Annotated in this window: 12 protein-coding genes; all 12 read right to left on the reverse strand. The window is 63.3% G+C overall.

Translation table 11 applies throughout. The features are described from left to right. Positions 1-1,191: an elongation factor Tu gene (gene tuf / locus V3B48_RS19515; protein ID WP_004154360.1), complete on the reverse strand. Its 1,191-nt coding sequence runs from the start codon at positions 1,189-1,191 to the stop codon at positions 1-3. A 52-nt stretch (positions 1,192-1,243) separates the two neighbouring features. Next, the gene (fusA, locus tag V3B48_RS19520) at positions 1,244-3,385 is read right to left on the reverse strand and encodes an elongation factor G (RefSeq protein WP_049435135.1); all 2,142 of its coding nucleotides are present in this window, start codon (positions 3,383-3,385) and stop codon (positions 1,244-1,246) included. A 141-nt stretch (positions 3,386-3,526) separates the two neighbouring features. Continuing rightward, on the reverse strand, positions 3,527-4,000 hold the full coding sequence (rpsG, locus tag V3B48_RS19525; protein WP_004145321.1) for a 30S ribosomal protein S7: 474 nt from the start codon (positions 3,998-4,000) through the stop codon (positions 3,527-3,529). A 12-nt stretch (positions 4,001-4,012) separates the two neighbouring features. Beyond that, the gene (gene rpsL / locus V3B48_RS19530; RefSeq protein WP_004145320.1) at positions 4,013-4,387 is read right to left on the reverse strand and encodes a 30S ribosomal protein S12; all 375 of its coding nucleotides are present in this window, start codon (positions 4,385-4,387) and stop codon (positions 4,013-4,015) included. 283 nt (positions 4,388-4,670) lie between these two features. Continuing rightward, positions 4,671-8,894 carry a DNA-directed RNA polymerase subunit beta' gene (gene rpoC, locus V3B48_RS19535; protein WP_125895178.1) on the reverse strand — a complete coding sequence of 1,408 codons (4,224 nt, stop codon included), beginning with the start codon at positions 8,892-8,894 and terminating at the stop codon, positions 4,671-4,673. 87 nt (positions 8,895-8,981) lie between these two features. Further along, on the reverse strand, positions 8,982-13,136 hold the full coding sequence (rpoB, locus tag V3B48_RS19540) for a DNA-directed RNA polymerase subunit beta (RefSeq protein WP_049401089.1): 4,155 nt from the start codon (positions 13,134-13,136) through the stop codon (positions 8,982-8,984). A 328-nt stretch (positions 13,137-13,464) separates the two neighbouring features. After that, complete coding sequence (rplL, locus tag V3B48_RS19545; protein WP_010480374.1) at positions 13,465-13,833, reverse strand: 50S ribosomal protein L7/L12; 369 nt, start codon at positions 13,831-13,833, stop codon at positions 13,465-13,467. 63 nt (positions 13,834-13,896) lie between these two features. Beyond that, positions 13,897-14,433 (reverse strand): 50S ribosomal protein L10, encoded by a 537-nt coding sequence (gene rplJ, locus V3B48_RS19550; RefSeq protein WP_010480377.1) that lies wholly within the window; start codon positions 14,431-14,433, stop codon positions 13,897-13,899. 386 nt (positions 14,434-14,819) lie between these two features. Then, entirely contained in the window at positions 14,820-15,518 is a 699-nt protein-coding gene (rplA, locus tag V3B48_RS19555; protein ID WP_004154350.1) for a 50S ribosomal protein L1, read from the reverse strand. Between the two features lie 4 nt (positions 15,519-15,522). After that, entirely contained in the window at positions 15,523-15,951 is a 429-nt protein-coding gene (rplK, locus tag V3B48_RS19560) for a 50S ribosomal protein L11 (protein WP_004145248.1), read from the reverse strand. A gap of 296 nt (positions 15,952-16,247) precedes the next feature. Further along, a complete protein-coding gene (gene nusG / locus V3B48_RS19565) occupies positions 16,248-16,808 on the reverse strand; it encodes a transcription termination/antitermination protein NusG (RefSeq protein WP_004154362.1) in 561 nt (186 codons plus the stop codon). 10 nt (positions 16,809-16,818) lie between these two features. After that, complete coding sequence (gene secE, locus V3B48_RS19570; protein WP_005408202.1) at positions 16,819-17,232, reverse strand: preprotein translocase subunit SecE; 414 nt, start codon at positions 17,230-17,232, stop codon at positions 16,819-16,821.

Consider the following 17,232-nt stretch of genomic DNA (forward strand, 5'->3'; position numbering starts at 1 on the left):
TTACTCGATGATCTTCGAGACCACGCCGGCGCCGACGGTACGGCCGCCTTCGCGGATGGCGAAGCGCAGGCCTTCGTCCATTGCCACCGGGTTGATCAGGGTGACGACCATCTTGACGTTGTCACCCGGCATCACCATTTCGACGCCTTCCGGCAGAGCAGCTGCACCGGTGATGTCGGTGGTGCGGAAGTAGAACTGCGGACGGTAGCCGTTGAAGAATGGGGTGTGACGGCCGCCCTCGTCCTTCGACAGGACGTAGACTTCGCCTTCGAACTTGGTGTGCGGCTTGATCGAACCCGGCTTGGCCAGAACCTGGCCACGCTCGACGTCGTCACGCTTGGTGCCGCGCAGCAGCAGGCCAGCGTTGTCGCCTGCCTGACCCTGGTCCAGCAGCTTGCGGAACATTTCAACGCCGGTCACGGTGGTCTTCTGCACCGGACGGATGCCGACGATTTCGATTTCGTCGCCAACCTTGATCACGCCGCGCTCGATACGACCGGTCACCACGGTGCCGCGGCCCGAGATCGAGAACACGTCTTCCACCGGCATCAGGAACGGCTTGTCGATCGCACGCTCCGGCTCCGGAATCCAGCTGTCCAGGGCATCGACCAGCTTCAGGATGGCCGGCACGCCGATGTCGCTCTGGTCGCCTTCCAGCGCCAGACGGGCCGAACCGGCGATGATCGGAGTGTCGTCGCCCGGGAAGTCGTACTTGCTCAGCAGCTCGCGCACTTCCATCTCGACCAGCTCGAGCAGCTCGGCGTCGTCAACCATGTCGGCCTTGTTCAGGAACACGACGATGTACGGCACGCCGACCTGACGCGACAGCAGGATGTGCTCGCGGGTCTGCGGCATCGGGCCGTCAGCGGCCGAGCACACCAGGATCGCGCCATCCATCTGGGCGGCACCGGTGATCATGTTCTTGACGTAGTCAGCGTGGCCCGGGCAATCGACGTGGGCGTAGTGACGGACCGGGGATTCGTACTCGACGTGCGCGGTCGAGATCGTGATACCACGCGCCTTTTCTTCCGGCGCGGCGTCGATCGAGGAGTAATCCTTGAACTCGCCACCGAAGCGCTCGGCACCGATCTTGGTCAGTGCAGCGGTCAGCGTGGTCTTGCCGTGATCGACGTGACCGATGGTGCCGACGTTGACGTGCGGCTTGGTGCGCTCGAACTTACCCTTTGCCATTGTTCTATACCTTGATTGTTCGTAAGTGGTTTCAAGAGAGGCTGAGCGAGGCTCAGCCCTTCTTCATGACGGCTTCGGCGATGTTGGTCGGAGCCGGCTCGTAGTGATCGAATTCCATGGTGAAGGTGGCGCGGCCCTGGGTCTGCGAACGCAGCGCAGTGGCGTAGCCGAACATTTCACCCAGCGGGATCATCGCGTTGATGATCGAAGCGGAGCCGTCACCGGTGGTGTCGGAACCCTGCAGCACGCCGCGACGACGGCTGACGTCGCCCATCACGTCACCCTGGTAATCCTCCGGGGTCACGATCTCGACCTTCATGATCGGCTCCAGCAGCACCGGCTTGGCCTTGGCGAAGCCCTGCTTGAAGGCCATCGACGAAGCCAGCTTGAACGCCATTTCCGAGGAGTCGACGTCGTGGTACGAACCGAACACCAGCTTCACCTTGACGTCCACGACCGGGAAGCCAGCCAGCGGACCGCTGGTGATGGTTTCGCGCAGGCCCTTTTCAACCGACGGAATGAATTCCTTCGGGATCACGCCGCCGGTGATGTCGTTGATGAACAGGAAGTCGTCCTTGATGGCCGGAGCCAGCTTCGGATCGGCACGGTCGGCAGCGGTGATCGGCGACAGTTCGATCACGACGTGACCGTACTGACCCTTACCACCAGACTGCTTGGCGTGCTTGTAGTCCGACTTGACGTCGGCCAGGGTGATGGTTTCGCGGTAGGCCACCTGCGGCGCGCCGACGTTGGCTTCAACGTTGAACTCGCGCTTCAGGCGGTCGACGATGATGTCCAGGTGCAGCTCGCCCATGCCCGAGATGATGGTCTGGCCGGATTCTTCGTCGGTCTTGACGCGGAACGACGGATCTTCCTGCGCCAGACGGCCCAGGGCCAGACCCATCTTTTCCTGGTCCGACTTGGTCTTCGGCTCGACGGCCATCGAGATCACCGGCTCCGGGAACGTCATGCGCTCCAGGATGATCGGGGCGTCCACGGCGCACAGGGTGTCACCGGTGGTGGTGTCCTTCAGGCCCACGGCAGCGGCGATGTCACCGGCCAGAACTTCCTTGATTTCCTCGCGGTTGTTCGAGTGCATCTGCAGGATGCGGCCGATGCGCTCCTTCTTGCCCTTCACCGAGTTCAGCACGGTGTCGCCACCGTTCAGGGTGCCCGAGTAGACACGGAAGAAGGTCAGCGCGCCGACGAACGGGTCGGTGATGATCTTGAAGGCCAGCGACGAGAACGGAGCCTTGTCGTCCGACTTGCGGGTCATTTCGACGGTGTCGTCGTCAACGTCCACGCCCTTCACGTCCGGCACGTCGACCGGCGACGGCAGCAGCTGGATCACGCCGTCCAGCATGGCCTGCACGCCCTTGTTCTTGAAGGCCGAGCCGCAGTACATCGGCACGATCTCGGTGGCCAGGGTGCGGGTACGCAGCGCGTTGATGATTTCAGCCTCGGCCAGCTCTTCGCCGCCCAGGTACTTTTCCATCAGCTCTTCGCTGGCTTCGGCAGCGGTCTCGACCATGAACTGGCGAGCCTCTTCAGCCGGGCCCTGCAGATCGGCCGGGATTTCACCGTATTCGAACTTCATGCCCTGCGAAGCCTCATCCCAATGGATGGCCTTCATCTTCAGCAGGTCGACAACGCCCTTGAAGTTGTCTTCAGCGCCGATCGGCAGCTGCATCGGCACGGCAACCGCGCCCAGCTTGGCCTTCAGCTGGCCGACGACCTTCTGGAAGTTGGCACCGGTGCGGTCCATCTTGTTGACGAACGCGATGCGCGGCACGTGGTACTTGTTGGCCTGGCGCCACACGGTTTCCGACTGCGGCTGCACGCCACCGACGGCGCACAGGACGAAGACGGCACCGTCGAGCACGCGCAGCGAGCGCTCCACTTCGATGGTGAAGTCGACGTGCCCGGGGGTGTCGATGATGTTGAAGCGGTGCTCCGGCAGGGACTTGTCCATGCCCTTCCAGAACGCGGTGGTGGCAGCGGACTGGATCGTGATGCCACGCTCCTGCTCCTGCTCCATCCAGTCCATGGTGGCGGCGCCGTCGTGCACTTCACCGATCTTGTGGCTCTTGCCGGTGTAGAACAGGATGCGCTCGGACGTGGTGGTCTTGCCGGCATCGATGTGAGCCATGATGCCGAAGTTACGGTAACGCTCGATGGGAGTGGAACGGGCCACGGGAGCCTCTCAGATTTCTTGGATTTCGGATGGCCGAACGCCGCCTTTCGGCGGCCTTCGGATTGGCGCAGTCCTTCTGGGACCGCGAGGCAGCACGCACCGAAGTGGTGCTGCCCTGCCTGTTTTACAAGGCCGTCAAACTCACCAGCGGTAGTGGGCGAATGCCTTGTTGGCTTCGGCCATGCGGTGGGTTTCTTCGCGCTTCTTGATGGCGCCGCCACGGTTTTCCGAGGCGTCGATCAGTTCAGCAGCCAGCTTCTTCGGCATGGTGTTCTCACCACGCTTGCGCGCGGAGTCGATCAGCCAGCGCATGGCCAGGGCCATCTTGCGCGACGAACGCACTTCGACCGGCACCTGGTAGGTGGCACCACCGACGCGGCGCGACTTGACTTCGACCGCCGGAGCGACGTTGTCCAGAGCCTTCTGCACCAGTTCAATGGCGTTGGCGCTGCTGTTCTTCTCGGTGATCACGTCCATGGCGCCGTACACGATCTTTTCGGCGACGGACTTCTTGCCGCTCTGCATGACCATGTTGATGAAGCGGGCGATGGTTTCGCTTCCGTGCTTCGGATCGGGCAGGACGGAACGCTGCGGAGTATTACCCTTACGCGACATAGTGCTCTCTCCTTATGCCTTCGGACGCTTGGCGCCGTACTTGGAACGGGCCTGGCGACGCTTGGCAACGCCGGCGGCGTCGAGCGAGCCACGAACGGTGTGGTAACGCACACCCGGCAGGTCCTTGACGCGACCGCCGCGGATCAGGACCACGGAGTGCTCCTGCAGGTTGTGGCCTTCACCACCGATGTAGGAAATCACTTCTTCCTGGTTGGTCAGGCGGACCTTGGCAACCTTGCGCAGAGCCGAGTTCGGCTTCTTCGGAGTGGTGGTGTAGACACGGGTGCAGACGCCACGGCGCTGCGGGCACTTGTCGAGCGCCGGCGAGGCACTCTTGTAGGTGGTCGCTTGCCGCGGCTTGCGGACCAGCTGGTTGATCGTCGCCATCAGTAGGTTCTTCTGATTGGTGGCCGGAAATCCGGCCAGAGATGCGGAAATGTTAAAGCAGGCCAAAATTCTGGCCTGCTGAGACAGACGATTGTAGCAACCTGCCAGGAAAGCAGTCAAACGCCTCCTGTCAAGCCCGTTCCTGATCCCGGAACGTTACTGGGGGGCCTCCATGTACCCCGTTCAGGTTGGCCGGGTCGATCGCGGACGATCTCCCCTGCCCTTTCCCAATCCCATCGATGGACCGATGGGGTGGTCCGGCCTTGCGGCCGGACCGGATACCTCATTCTTCGCCCGAGGCCTGTTCAGCTTCGGCTTCAACCACCGGTGCCTCGACCGCAGCCGGAGTACCGGCCAGGGTCTGCATTTCCGACTCGGTGAGACCGGAAGCGCCGCGGCGGCGGTTGCTGTGGTACGCCAGGCCGGTACCGGCCGGAATCAGGCGACCCACGATGACGTTTTCCTTCAGGCCACGCAGGTTGTCCGAGGTGCCGCGGACGGCCGCTTCGGTCAGCACGCGGGTGGTTTCCTGGAACGACGCGGCCGAGATGAACGATTCGGTCGCCAGCGAGGCCTTGGTGATACCCAGCAGGACCGGATCGAAGTGCGCCGGCAGCTCGTTGCGGGTCGACAGGCGCGCATTCTCCTCGATAACGCGCTGACGCTCCACCTGTTCGCCGTTCAGGAACTTGCTGCTGCCCTGGTCGGTGATCTCGACCTTGCGCAGCATCTGGCGGGTGATCACCTCGATGTGCTTGTCGTTGATCTTCACGCCCTGCAGGCGGTACACGTCCTGGATTTCCTTCACCAGGTAGGCCGCCAGCGGTTCGACACCCAGCAGACGCAGGATGTCCTGCGGGCTCGGCTCGCCGTCCACGATGGTTTCACCCTTGGTGACATGCTCGCCTTCGAACACGATGACCTGGCGGTACTTCGGGATCAGCTCTTCGTGCTCCGAACCATCGGTGTCCTTGATGATCAGGCGCTGCTTGCCCTTGGTGTCCTTGCCGAAGCTGATGATGCCCGAACGCTCGGCCAGCACCGCCGGATCCTTCGGCTTGCGCGCTTCGAACAGATCGGCCACGCGCGGCAGACCACCGGTGATGTCGCGGGTCTTCGACGCTTCCTGCGGGATCTTGGCGACCACGTCACCCACGCCGACGGCAGCGCCGTCCTGCAGGTTGACGATCGAGCGCGGCGGCAGCAGGTACTGCGCCGGCAGGTCGGTGCCCGGGATCGACAGGTCGTTGCCCTTGGCGTCGACGATGCGCACGATCGGGCGCAGGTCCTTGGCCTGGGTACCACGACGCTTCGGATCGGTGATTTCGCGCGACGCCAGGCCGGTCAGCTCGTCGGTCTTCTCGATGACGGTGATGCCGTCGACGAAGTCGATGAAGCGGATGAAGCCGGCCACTTCCGACACGATCGGGTGGTTATGCGGATCCCAGTTGGCCACGGTCTGGCCAGCCTTGATCGCATCACCGTCCTTGGACGTGATGGTCGCACCGTACGGCAGCTTGTAGCGCTCACGCTCACGGCCGTGGGCATCGAGCACCGAGATTTCGCCCGAGCGCGACACTGCCACCAGCGAGCCGTTGGCGTGCTCGACCGACTTGAGGTTGCTGAACTTGACCGAGCCGGTGGTCTTGACGGTGATGTTGTCGACCGCAGCAGCTCGCGACGCCGCACCACCGATGTGGAACGTACGCATGGTCAGCTGGGTACCCGGCTCACCGATGGACTGGGCGGCGATGACGCCGACCGCTTCACCGATGTTGACCAGGTGGCCACGGGCCAGATCGCGGCCGTAGCAGCGACCGCAGACACCGAAGGCCGATTCGCACGAGATCGTCGAACGCACCTTGATGCTCTGCACGCCAGCGTCTTCCAGCTTGGCGACCCAGGCTTCGTCCAGCAGGGTGTTGCGGGTGACGATCGGATCTTCGTCGTTGCCCGGCAGGAACACGTCCTCGGCAACCACGCGACCCAGCACGCGATCCTTCAGCGGCTCGACCACGTCGCCGCCTTCCACGATCGGGGTCATGATCAGGCCTTCGGTGGTACCGCAATCCACCTCGGTGATCACCACGTCCTGCGCGACGTCGACCAGACGACGGGTCAGGTAACCCGAGTTCGCGGTCTTCAGCGCGGTATCGGCCAGACCCTTACGGGCACCGTGGGTGGAGTTGAAGTACTCCTGCACGTTCAGGCCTTCACGGAAGTTCGCCTTGATGGGCGTCTCGATGATCGAGCCGTCCGGACGCGCCATCAGGCCACGCATACCGGCCAGCTGACGGATCTGCGCCTGCGAACCACGCGCACCGGAGTCGGCCATGATGTACAGCGAGTTCATCGACTTCTGGTCGATGGTCTCACCCTTGGCATTGACGACCTTTTCGGTACCGATGGTGTCCATCATCGCCTTGGCGATGCGCTCGTTGGTGCGCGACCAGATGTCGACCACCTTGTTGTAGCGCTCGCCGGCGGTGACCAGGCCCGACTGGTACTGCTCCTGGATTTCCAGCACTTCGGCTTCGGCCTCGGTGAGGATGCCCTTCTTCTCGTCCGGGATCAGCATGTCATCGATGCCGATCGAGACGCCGGCGCGGGTCGCGTAGGCGAAGCCGGTGTACATCAGCTTGTCGGCGAACACGACCGTGTCCTTCAGACCCAGCTGGCGGTAGCTGGAGTTGATCAGGCGGCTGATGTTCTTCTTGGTCAGCTCGGTGTTGGCCAGCGCGAACGGCAGGCCTTCCGGCAGGATTTCAGCCAGCAGGGCGCGACCGATCGTGGTGTCCACGATCGAGGTCTTGTTCTGCTTGACGCCGTCTTCGTCGGTCACCACCTCGGTGATGCGGACCTTGACGCGCGCGTGCAGTTCCACCACGCGGTTGTCGTAGGCACGCTTCACTTCGGCGATGTTGGCGAAGGCCATGCCCTCGCCCTTCTTGTTTTCCAGCGAGCGGGTCATGTAGTACAGACCCAGCACGACGTCCTGCGACGGCACGATGATCGGCTCGCCGTTGGCCGGCGACAGGATGTTGTTGGTCGACATCATCAGCGCACGCGCTTCCAGCTGGGCTTCCAGCGAGAGCGGCACGTGGACGGCCATCTGGTCACCGTCGAAGTCGGCGTTGAACGCGGTGCAGACCAGCGGGTGCAGCTGGATGGCCTTGCCTTCGATCAGCACCGGCTCGAACGCCTGGATGCCCAGACGGTGCAGGGTCGGCGCACGGTTCAGCATCACCGGATGCTCGCGGATGACCTCTTCCAGGATGTCCCAGACTTCGGCTTCTTCGCGCTCGACCAGCTTCTTGGCGGCCTTGATGGTGGTGGCCAGGCCACGACGCTGCAGCTTGGCGAAGACGAACGGCTTGAACAGCTCAAGCGCCATCTTCTTCGGCAGGCCGCACTGGTGCAGGCGCAGGTACGGACCGACCACGATGACCGAACGGCCCGAGTAGTCGACGCGCTTGCCCAGCAGGTTCTGGCGGAAGCGGCCCTGCTTGCCCTTGATCATGTCGGCCAGCGACTTCAGCGGGCGCTTGTTGGTGCCGGTGATGGCACGGCCACGACGGCCGTTGTCCAGCAGCGCATCGACCGATTCCTGCAGCATGCGCTTTTCATTGCGCACGATGATGTCCGGCGCGCTCAGTTCGAGCAGGCGGCGCAGGCGGTTGTTACGGTTGATGACACGGCGGTACAGGTCGTTCAGGTCGGAGGTCGCGAAGCGGCCACCATCCAGCGGGACCAGCGGACGCAGGTCCGGCGGCAGCACCGGCAGCACGGTCATGACCATCCATTCCGGACGGTTGCCCGACTCCAGGAAGGCTTCGATCAGCTTGATGCGCTTGGTGAGGCGCTTGAGCTTGGTTTCCGAACCGGTAGCGGCGATTTCCTCGCGCAGGCGGGTCATTTCCGACTGCAGGTCGATCGTGCGCAGCAGTTCGTACACGGCCTCGGCGCCCATCGCGGCGTCGAAGTCGTCACCGTGCTCCTGGCGGGCCTGCAGGTACTGTTCTTCGGTCAGCAGCTGGCGGCGCTCCAGGGCGGTCAGGCCCGGCTCGGTCACCACGTAGGCTTCGAAGTACAGCACGCGCTCGATGTCGCGCAGGGTCATGTCCAGCATCAGGCCGATGCGCGACGGCAGCGACTTCAGGAACCAGATGTGCGCGACCGGCGAAGCCAGGTCGATATGGCCCATGCGCTCGCGACGCACCTTGGCCAGGGTCACTTCGGTGCCGCACTTTTCGCAGACCACGCCGCGGTGCTTCATGCGCTTGTACTTGCCGCACAGGCACTCGTAGTCCTTCACCGGGCCGAAGATGGCGGCGCAGAACAGGCCGTCGCGTTCCGGCTTGAAGGTACGGTAGTTGATGGTTTCCGGCTTCTTCACTTCGCCGAAGGACCACGAACGGATCAGGTCCGGCGAGGCCAGCGCGATCTTGATCGCGTCGAAGTCCAGCGTCTGGCGCTGCTGGTTGAAGAGGTTGAGCAGGTCTTTCATGGTGTTCTCCAGAAGGAGGAATGCTGTGTCGATGGGCTTTCAGTTGACTGCCAGCGGCGCGGCGGCGGACCGCCGCGCCGGCGTGGATCAGTTGTCTTCCAGTTCCATGTTGATGGCCAGCGAGCGGATTTCCTTCACGAGCACGTTGAAGGATTCCGGCATGCCCGCGACCATCTCGTGCTCACCGTCGACGATGTTCTTGTACATCTGGTTGCGGCCCTGCACGTCATCGGACTTCACCGTCAGCATTTCCTGCAGGGTGTAGGCCGCGCCGTAGGCTTCCAGCGCCCAGACTTCCATTTCACCGAAGCGCTGGCCGCCGAACTGCGCCTTGCCGCCCAGCGGCTGCTGGGTGACGAGCGAGTACGGACCGGTCGAACGGGCGTGCATCTTGTCGTCGACCAGGTGGTTCAGCTTCAGGTAGTGCATGTAGCCCACGGTGGTGTGGCGATCGAACGCTTCACCGGTGCGGCCGTCGTACAGCTGGGTCTGGCCACTGCTCGGCAGGTCGGCCAGTTCCAGCATGCGCTTGATTTCCGCTTCGGTGGCGCCGTCGAACACCGGGGTGGCCATCGGCACGCCGTCGGTGAGGTTACGGGCCAGACGCAGCAGTTCCTCGTCGCTGAACTGCGACAGGTCGACACGGTTGGCCACGTTGGTGTCGTCGTGGTTGTAGATGTCGTCCAGGAACTTGCGCAGGTCGGCAACCGCCGCCTGGGCTTCCATCATCGCCTGGATCTTGCGGCCCAGGCCCTTGGCAGCCCAGCCCAGATGCACTTCCAGGATCTGGCCGATGTTCATACGCGACGGCACGCCCAGCGGGTTCAGCACGATGTCCACGGTTTCGCCCGAGGCCATGTACGGCATGTCCTCGACCGGCACCACGTTGGAGACCACACCCTTGTTGCCGTGGCGGCCTGCCATCTTGTCGCCCGGCTGGATGCGGCGCTTCACGGCCAGGAACACCTTGACCATCTTCAGCACGCCCGGGGCGAGGTCGTCACCGGCGGTGATCTTGCCGCGCTTGTCGGCGAAGCGACGCTCGAATTCCTTCTCGTGCGCCTGGATCTGCTTCTGCGCGCGCTCGATGGCTTCCGAAGCGTCCTCGTCCTTCATGCGCAGGGCGAACCAGTCAGCCTTCTTCAGGCCGTCCAGGAACGCGTCGCTGATGACGTCGCCCTTCTTCAGGCCAGCGCCACCGTTGACCACCTTGCCCACGATCTGCGAACGCAGACGCATGTAGATGGCGGCTTCCAGGATGCGGAACTGGTCGTCGAAGTCCTTCTTGACGCGCTTGATTTCAGACTCTTCGATCTGGCGAGCGCGCTTGTCCTTCTCGATGCCGTCGCGGGTGAAGACCTGCACGTCGATGACGGTGCCGTCCATGCCCGGCGGAACGCGCAGCGAGCTGTCCTTCACGTCCGAAGCCTTCTCGCCGAAGATCGCGCGCAGCAGCTTTTCTTCCGGGGTCAGCTGGCTTTCGCCCTTCGGGGTGACCTTGCCGACCATGATATCGCCGGCGCGGACTTCCGCACCGATGTACACCACGCCGCTCTCGTCCAGGCGGTTCAGCGCCTGCTCGGAGACGTTCGGGATGTCGGCGGAGATTTCCTCCGGCCCCAGCTTGGTGTCACGCGCGACGCAGGTCAGCTCTTCGATGTGGATCGTGGTGTAACGATCCTCTTCCACCACACGCTCGGAGAGCAGGATGGAGTCTTCGAAGTTGTAGCCGTTCCACGGCATGAACGCGATCAGCATGTTCTGGCCCAGGGCCAGTTCGCCGATGTCGGTGGACGGACCGTCGGCCAGCACGTCGCCGCGGGCGATGACGTCACCCACCTGGACCAGCGGACGCTGGTTGATGCAGGTGTTCTGGTTCGAACGGGTGTACTTGACCAGGTTGTAGATGTCCACGCCTGCGTCGGTGGCGCCAACGATCTCTTCCTCGTTGACCTTGACCACGATACGGGCGGCATCGATCTGCACGATCTCGCCACCACGACGGGCGTTCACGGTCACACCGGAGTCACGCGCCACGGCGCGCTCGATGCCGGTACCGACCAGCGGCTTCTGCGCACGCAGAGTCGGCACGGCCTGACGCTGCATGTTGGCGCCCATCAGTGCGCGGTTGGCGTCATCGTGCTCCAGGAACGGAACCAGCGCGGCCGCGATCGACACGGTCTGCATCGGCGAGACGTCCATGAAGTGGACTTCCGCCGGCGGCTTCAGCAGCGACTCGCCCTGGAAGCGGCACGGAACGAACTGCTCGGTCAGCACGCTGTCGGCATTGGTCAGCGCGTTGGCCTGCGCAATGACGTACTCGTTTTCTTCGATGGCCGACAGGAACTCGACTTCGTCATAGACCTTGCCGTCCACGACCTTGCGGTACGGGGTCTCGAGGAAACCGTACTGGTTGGTGCGGGCGTACACGGCCAGCGAGTTGATCAGGCCGATGTTCGGGCCTTCCGGGGTTTCGATGGTGCAGACGCGGCCGTAATGGGTCGGGTGCACGTCGCGCACTTCGAAGCCGGCGCGCTCACGGGTCAGGCCGCCCGGGCCCAGGGCCGAGACGCGACGCTTGTGGGTCACTTCCGACAGCGGGTTGTTCTGGTCCATGAACTGCGACAGCTGCGAGGAGCCGAAGAACTCCTTGATGGCAGCGGCAACCGGCTTGGCGTTGATCAGCTCCTGCGGGGTCAGGCCTTCCGACTCGGCCATCGACAGGCGCTCCTTGACCGCGCGCTCGACGCGGACCAGGCCCACGCGGAACACGTTCTCGGCCATTTCACCGACCGAACGCACGCGACGGTTGCCCAGGTGATCGATGTCATCGACCACGCCGCGACCGTTGCGGATCTCGGTCAGGACCTTGATCACGTCCAGGATGTCGGAGCTGTCGCCATGGGCGGCAACCAGGCGCTTGGACTCTTCGTCGTTGCGCTCACCGTAGTACTTGCGGTCGTACAGCACGGCTTCGCCGGTGGTTTCCTTGCGGCCCACGCGACGGTTGAACTTCATGCGGCCGACCGCGGACAGGTCGTAGCGCTCGAAGGTGAAGAACAGGTTGTGGAACAGGTTCTGCGCGGCATCCTTGGTCGGCGGCTCGCCCGGACGCATCATGCGGTAGATCTCGACCAGGGCTTCCAGCTGGGTCTTGGTCGGGTCGATGCGCAGGGTGTTGGACAGGTACGGGCCACGATCCAGATCGTTCACCCACAGGGTGCCCACGGCATCCACACCGGCCTTGCGGAAGGCCTGCAGCTGCTCGTCGGTGATCTCGTCATTGGCCTGGGCCAGCAGTTCGCCGGTCGAAGCATCGACCACGTCGTGCGACAGGATGCGGCCGACGATGTAGTCGTCCGGCACGGCCAGGGCGGCGATGCCCGAGGCTTCCAGCTGCTTGATGTGACGCGCGGTGATGCGCTTGCCGGCTTCCACGATGACCTTGTCGCCGTCGGCGAGGTCGAAGCCCAGGGTTTCGCCACGCAGGCGCTCCGGCACCAGCTCCAGCTGGACGCCTTCATCCGGGTTGATGTGGAAGGTGTTGATCTCGAAGAACTCGGCCAGCATCTCTTCGTTGCTGTAGCCGAGCGCGCGCAGCAGGATCGACACCGGCAGCTTGCGGCGACGGTCGATACGGGTGAACAGCGCATCCTTCGGGTCGAACTCGAAGTCCAGCCAGGAACCGCGGTAAGGAATGATGCGGGCGCTGTACAGCAGCTTGCCCGAGCTGTGGGTCTTGCCACGGTCGTGGTCGAAGAACACGCCCGGCGAACGGTGCAGCTGCGAGACGATGACGCGCTCGGTGCCGTTGACGATGAAGGTGCCGTTCTCGGTCATCAGCGGGATTTCGCCCAGATAGACCTCCTGCTCCTTCACGTACTTGATGGCCTTGGTCGACGACTCACGGTCGTAGATCACCAGGCGCACGGTCACGCGCAGCGGGGCGCCGTAGCTCATGCCACGCTGGCGGCACTCACGCTCGTCGAAGACCGGTTCGCCCAGCTTGTAGCCGACGTATTCCAGGGCAGCATTGCCGCTGTAGCTGGCGATCGGGAAGACCGACTTCAGCGCAGCGTGCAGGCCGTGGTCCGTGCGCTTGGCCGGATCGACGTTTTCCTGCAGGAATTCACGATAGGAATCCACCTGGATGGCGAGCAGGAACGGCACTTCGAGAATCGAGCGCTGCTTGCCGAAATCCTTGCGGATACGCTTTTTTTCGGTGAACGAATAGGACGTCATGAGGTCTTCCACCTTGTTGTGCGGATCGTGCGCCCACGATCCGAAGGGAACTTGAAATTGTCAGTTGGAAGTCGCTGGTATTGCCGGCACCAGCACGCCTTCTCCCGCTACTTCCAACTGCCAACTCGTCTGCATCCACTCCCCCGCTGCCGCGCTCTGCGCTGGCCTGCCGGGGTCTGACCGCAGCCCGTGTTGGGCTTTTTCTGCTTTTGAAACAGTCGACCAACAGTCGACCCTACCGGTACTGCAACAACGACCAAAGGCCGGGGGCTTACGCCCCCAGCCTTGGCTGCATCGCCGTGAATCGGTGACGATGCAAGGTAACTGCTTACTTGACTTCGACAGTCGCGCCAGCAGCTTCCAGGTCCTTCTTCATCTTCTCGGCGTCGTCCTTCGAAGCGCCTTCCTTCAGGACGCCACCGGCTTCGGCCAGGTCCTTCGCTTCCTTCAGGCCCAGGCCGGTGATGGCGCGGACGGCCTTGATGACTTCGACCTTCTTGTCGCCGGCCGACTTCAGGGTGACGGTGAACTCGGTCTGCTCTTCAACAGCAGCGGCCGGGCCAGCGGCAGCAGCCACGGCAACCGGAGCAGCGGCGGAGACGCCGAACTTCTCTTCGATGGCCTTGACCAGCTCCATCACTTCCATCAGGGACTTCTCGGCGATGGCGTCGACGATCTGTTCGTTGGTAAGGGACATGATTAATACCTTTGGATGATTTTCTGGGTTGAGGTTCCGTCAGGAACCACGGTAAGTCGAAACTCAGGCGGTCTCGGCGGCCGGCTCGGCAGCGTCGGCGGCGACGTCGCCACCACCCTGCTTCTCGCCAACGGCCTTGATGGCGCGGGCAAACATCGTGACCGGCTCGGTCAGGACGCGGGCCAGCATGGCCAGGGCCTGGTCGCGGGTCGGCAGCGAGGCCAGCACTTCGACGTGGCTTGCCGGGAACACTTCGCCACCGATGGCGACGACCTTAGCCTTCAGCTTGTCGTTGCCCTTGGCGGCTTCCTTGATCAGGCGACCGGCAGCGCCGGGCTCCTCGAGCGAGAACGCGTACAGCAGCGGACCAACCATCTGGTCCTGGGCGACTGCGAACTCGGTGCCTTCAACGGCGCGCGAAGCCAGGGTGTTCTTGACAACCTTCAAGAAAACACCGGTTTCACGAGCCTGCTTGCGCATCGCGGTCATCTGGGCGACCGTGGTGCCAGCGTATTCGGCTGCGATCAAGGAGTGGGCCTTGGCGGCGACGTCTGCCAGCTCGGCGACTACTTCTTGCTTCTGGGACAGATTGAGAGCCATTGCACTCCTCCTATTGAACTCCGCTTACGGCTCCTGCCGTGTGCGGTCCTGTGCGGCATCCGTCCTGGACGCCGGGAACATCGGGATGATGTTCCGGGGGTGGGCCGTTCTAGACCTGGAGTGGGCCAACCTGGGAAACCCAGACGTGCGTGAACCAGAAAAACTCCAGAAGGGCACCATCTACGCAGGGTGATTCCGGGGAATCGATTAAGCGCTCATGACTGCTCCGGCGGCGACTCCTTGCCAGATCGAGCTTCCGTGCCCGTCGCCGGTATTGCCACGACCGCGCCTGCGGTCTTTGACGGCTACCGCGGGCGATGTACGGCCAGCGATGCCTTCAAATGTCACGGTCACGGCACCGAAGGTACCGTGACCGCTTGAAACAATTACTTCAGGGTCAGCGACGACTGGTCGACGGTGACGCCCGGGCCCATCGTCGAGCTGACCGAAACCTTCTGCAGGTAGGTGCCCTTCGAGGTGGCCGGCTTGGCCTTGATCAGGTCCAGCAGCAGCGCGGTCAGGTTCGACTTCAGCGCGTCTTCGGCGAAGTCGGCCTTGCCGATGGTGCAGTGGATGATGCCAGCCTTGTCGGTGCGGTAACGGACCTGACCCGACTTGGCGTTCTTCACGGCTTCACCCGGGTTCGGGGAAACGGTGCCGACCTTCGGGTTCGGCATCAGGCCGCGCGGGCCCAGCACGGTGCCCAGCTTACCGACGACACGCATGGCGTCCGGGGTCGCGATGACGACGTCGTAGTTCAGATCGCCGGCCTGCATCTTCTCGGCCAGATCATCCATACCGACGGCTTCGGCGCCAGCGGCCAGGGCTTCGTCAGCCTTGGCACCGGCCGGAGCGAACACGGCGACGCGGACCGACTTGCCGGTACCGGCCGGCAGCACGGTGGAGCCACGGACCTGCTGGTCGGACTTCTTCGCATCGACGCCCAGGCGCACAGCGACGTCGATCGACTCGACGAACTTGGCCTTGGTGGCGCTCTTCAGGATGTTGATCGCGTCCTCGAAGGCGTATGCCTTGCCCGGAACGACGGCGGCCTTGATGGCCTTCTCACGCTTGGTCTGTGCCATCTTATTAACCCTCCACCACGAGGCCCATGGAACGGGCAGAGCCAGCGATGGTACGCACGGCGGCGTCCAGATCGGCGGCAGTCAGATCCGGTTCCTTCGCCTTGGCGATCTCTTCCAGCTGCTTACGGGTGACCTTGCCGACCTTCTCGGTGTTCGGGCGCTTGGAGCCCGACGAGATGCCAGCGGCCTTCTTCAGCAGGGTGGTGGCCGGGGTGCTCTTGGTGATGAAGGTGAACGTACGGTCCGAGTAGGCCGTGATGATCACCGGAACCGGCAGACCCGGCTCGAGCTTCTGCGTGGCAGCGTTGAACGCCTTGCAGAATTCCATGATGTTCAGACCGCGCTGACCCAGCGCAGGACCGACCGGCGGCGAGGGGTTGGCCTGACCGGCCTTCACCTGCAGCTTGATGTAACCGACAACTTTCTTTGCCATGTGAGTACTCTCCGGGTGCTAGCGCCTTTCGACAACAGGCTCCCCATCGGACCGGGAATCACGCGTCCCGGCATCGCGTTTTGAAATCATGCTGAAGGCCACCTTGCGGCGGCCTCGTCCTGCTGGCTTCCCAGCGGGGAGCCGCGCACTATATCAGGTTTTTTCTTCACATGCCTGAAGCGGCACATAAACGGACGAAACCGGGCAGAGCCCGGTTCCCCTTGTAGAGTCGAGCCATGCTCGACTGCACCGCCATCCGGAGCCTGGAGTCGAGCAAGCTCGACTCTACCGACAGGTCAGACGGCCTTTTCGACCTGGCCGAACTCGAGTTCGACCGGAGTGGCACGACCGAAGATCAGCACCGAGACGCGCAGACGGCTCTTCTCGTAGTTGACTTCTTCGACGACGCCATTGAAATCGTTGAACGGGCCGTCGGTAACGCGGACCATCTGGCCCGGCTCGAACAGCACCTTCGGACGCGGCTTCTCGACACCTTCCTGAACGCGATTCAGGATGGCTTCGGCCTCGGAATCGGCGATCGGCAGCGGACGGTCGGCGGTGCCGCCGATGAAGCCCATCACGCGCGGGGTTTCCTTGACCAGGTGCCAGCTTTCGTTGTCGATGCGCGGAATACCGGCTTCTTCGTGGGTCTCGATCTGGACCAGCACGTAACCCGGGAAGAACTTGCGCTCGGAGCGGCGCTTCTGGCCAGCGCGCATCTCGACCACTTCTTCGGTCGGGACCAGGACATCGCCGAAGCGCTCTTCCATGCCGTCACGGACGATGCGATCGCGCAGAGCCTGCGCCACCGACTTCTCGAAGCCCGAATAGGCGTGAACGACGTACCAACGCTTCATGCAATTCTCCTTAGCGGCTCAGGAACAACTGAACCAGCCACTGAATGACGTAATCGAACCCACCCAGCAACAGACTGAGAATGGTCACCACCACCATCACGACCCAGGTCATGCGGATGGCTTCCTGGCGCGTCGGCCAGACCACCTTGCGCAGTTCGAAGCGCGACTCGGAGAGGAATTCGCGGGTGTCGCGCCCCTTGCCGGTCAGCATGAACACGCCGATACCGCCAACCAGACCGACCACAACCGCCAACGCACGCAGCTGACCCGCCCACGCACCCAGCTGGGTGGCGCGACCGGAGTCGGCGGAGAACCAGAACCAGACGAACAGACCGGCCAGCACCAGCAGCGATGCGGCGACGTACTTGACGATATCCCCGCCGTTGGCGGAGTTGTCCTTGGAGTGTTCGATCTTGCTATTCAT

Origin of the sequence: Stenotrophomonas sp. SMYL20, from assembly GCF_036320045.1 — a bacterium.
Taxonomy (GTDB): domain Bacteria; phylum Pseudomonadota; class Gammaproteobacteria; order Xanthomonadales; family Xanthomonadaceae; genus Stenotrophomonas; species Stenotrophomonas maltophilia_A.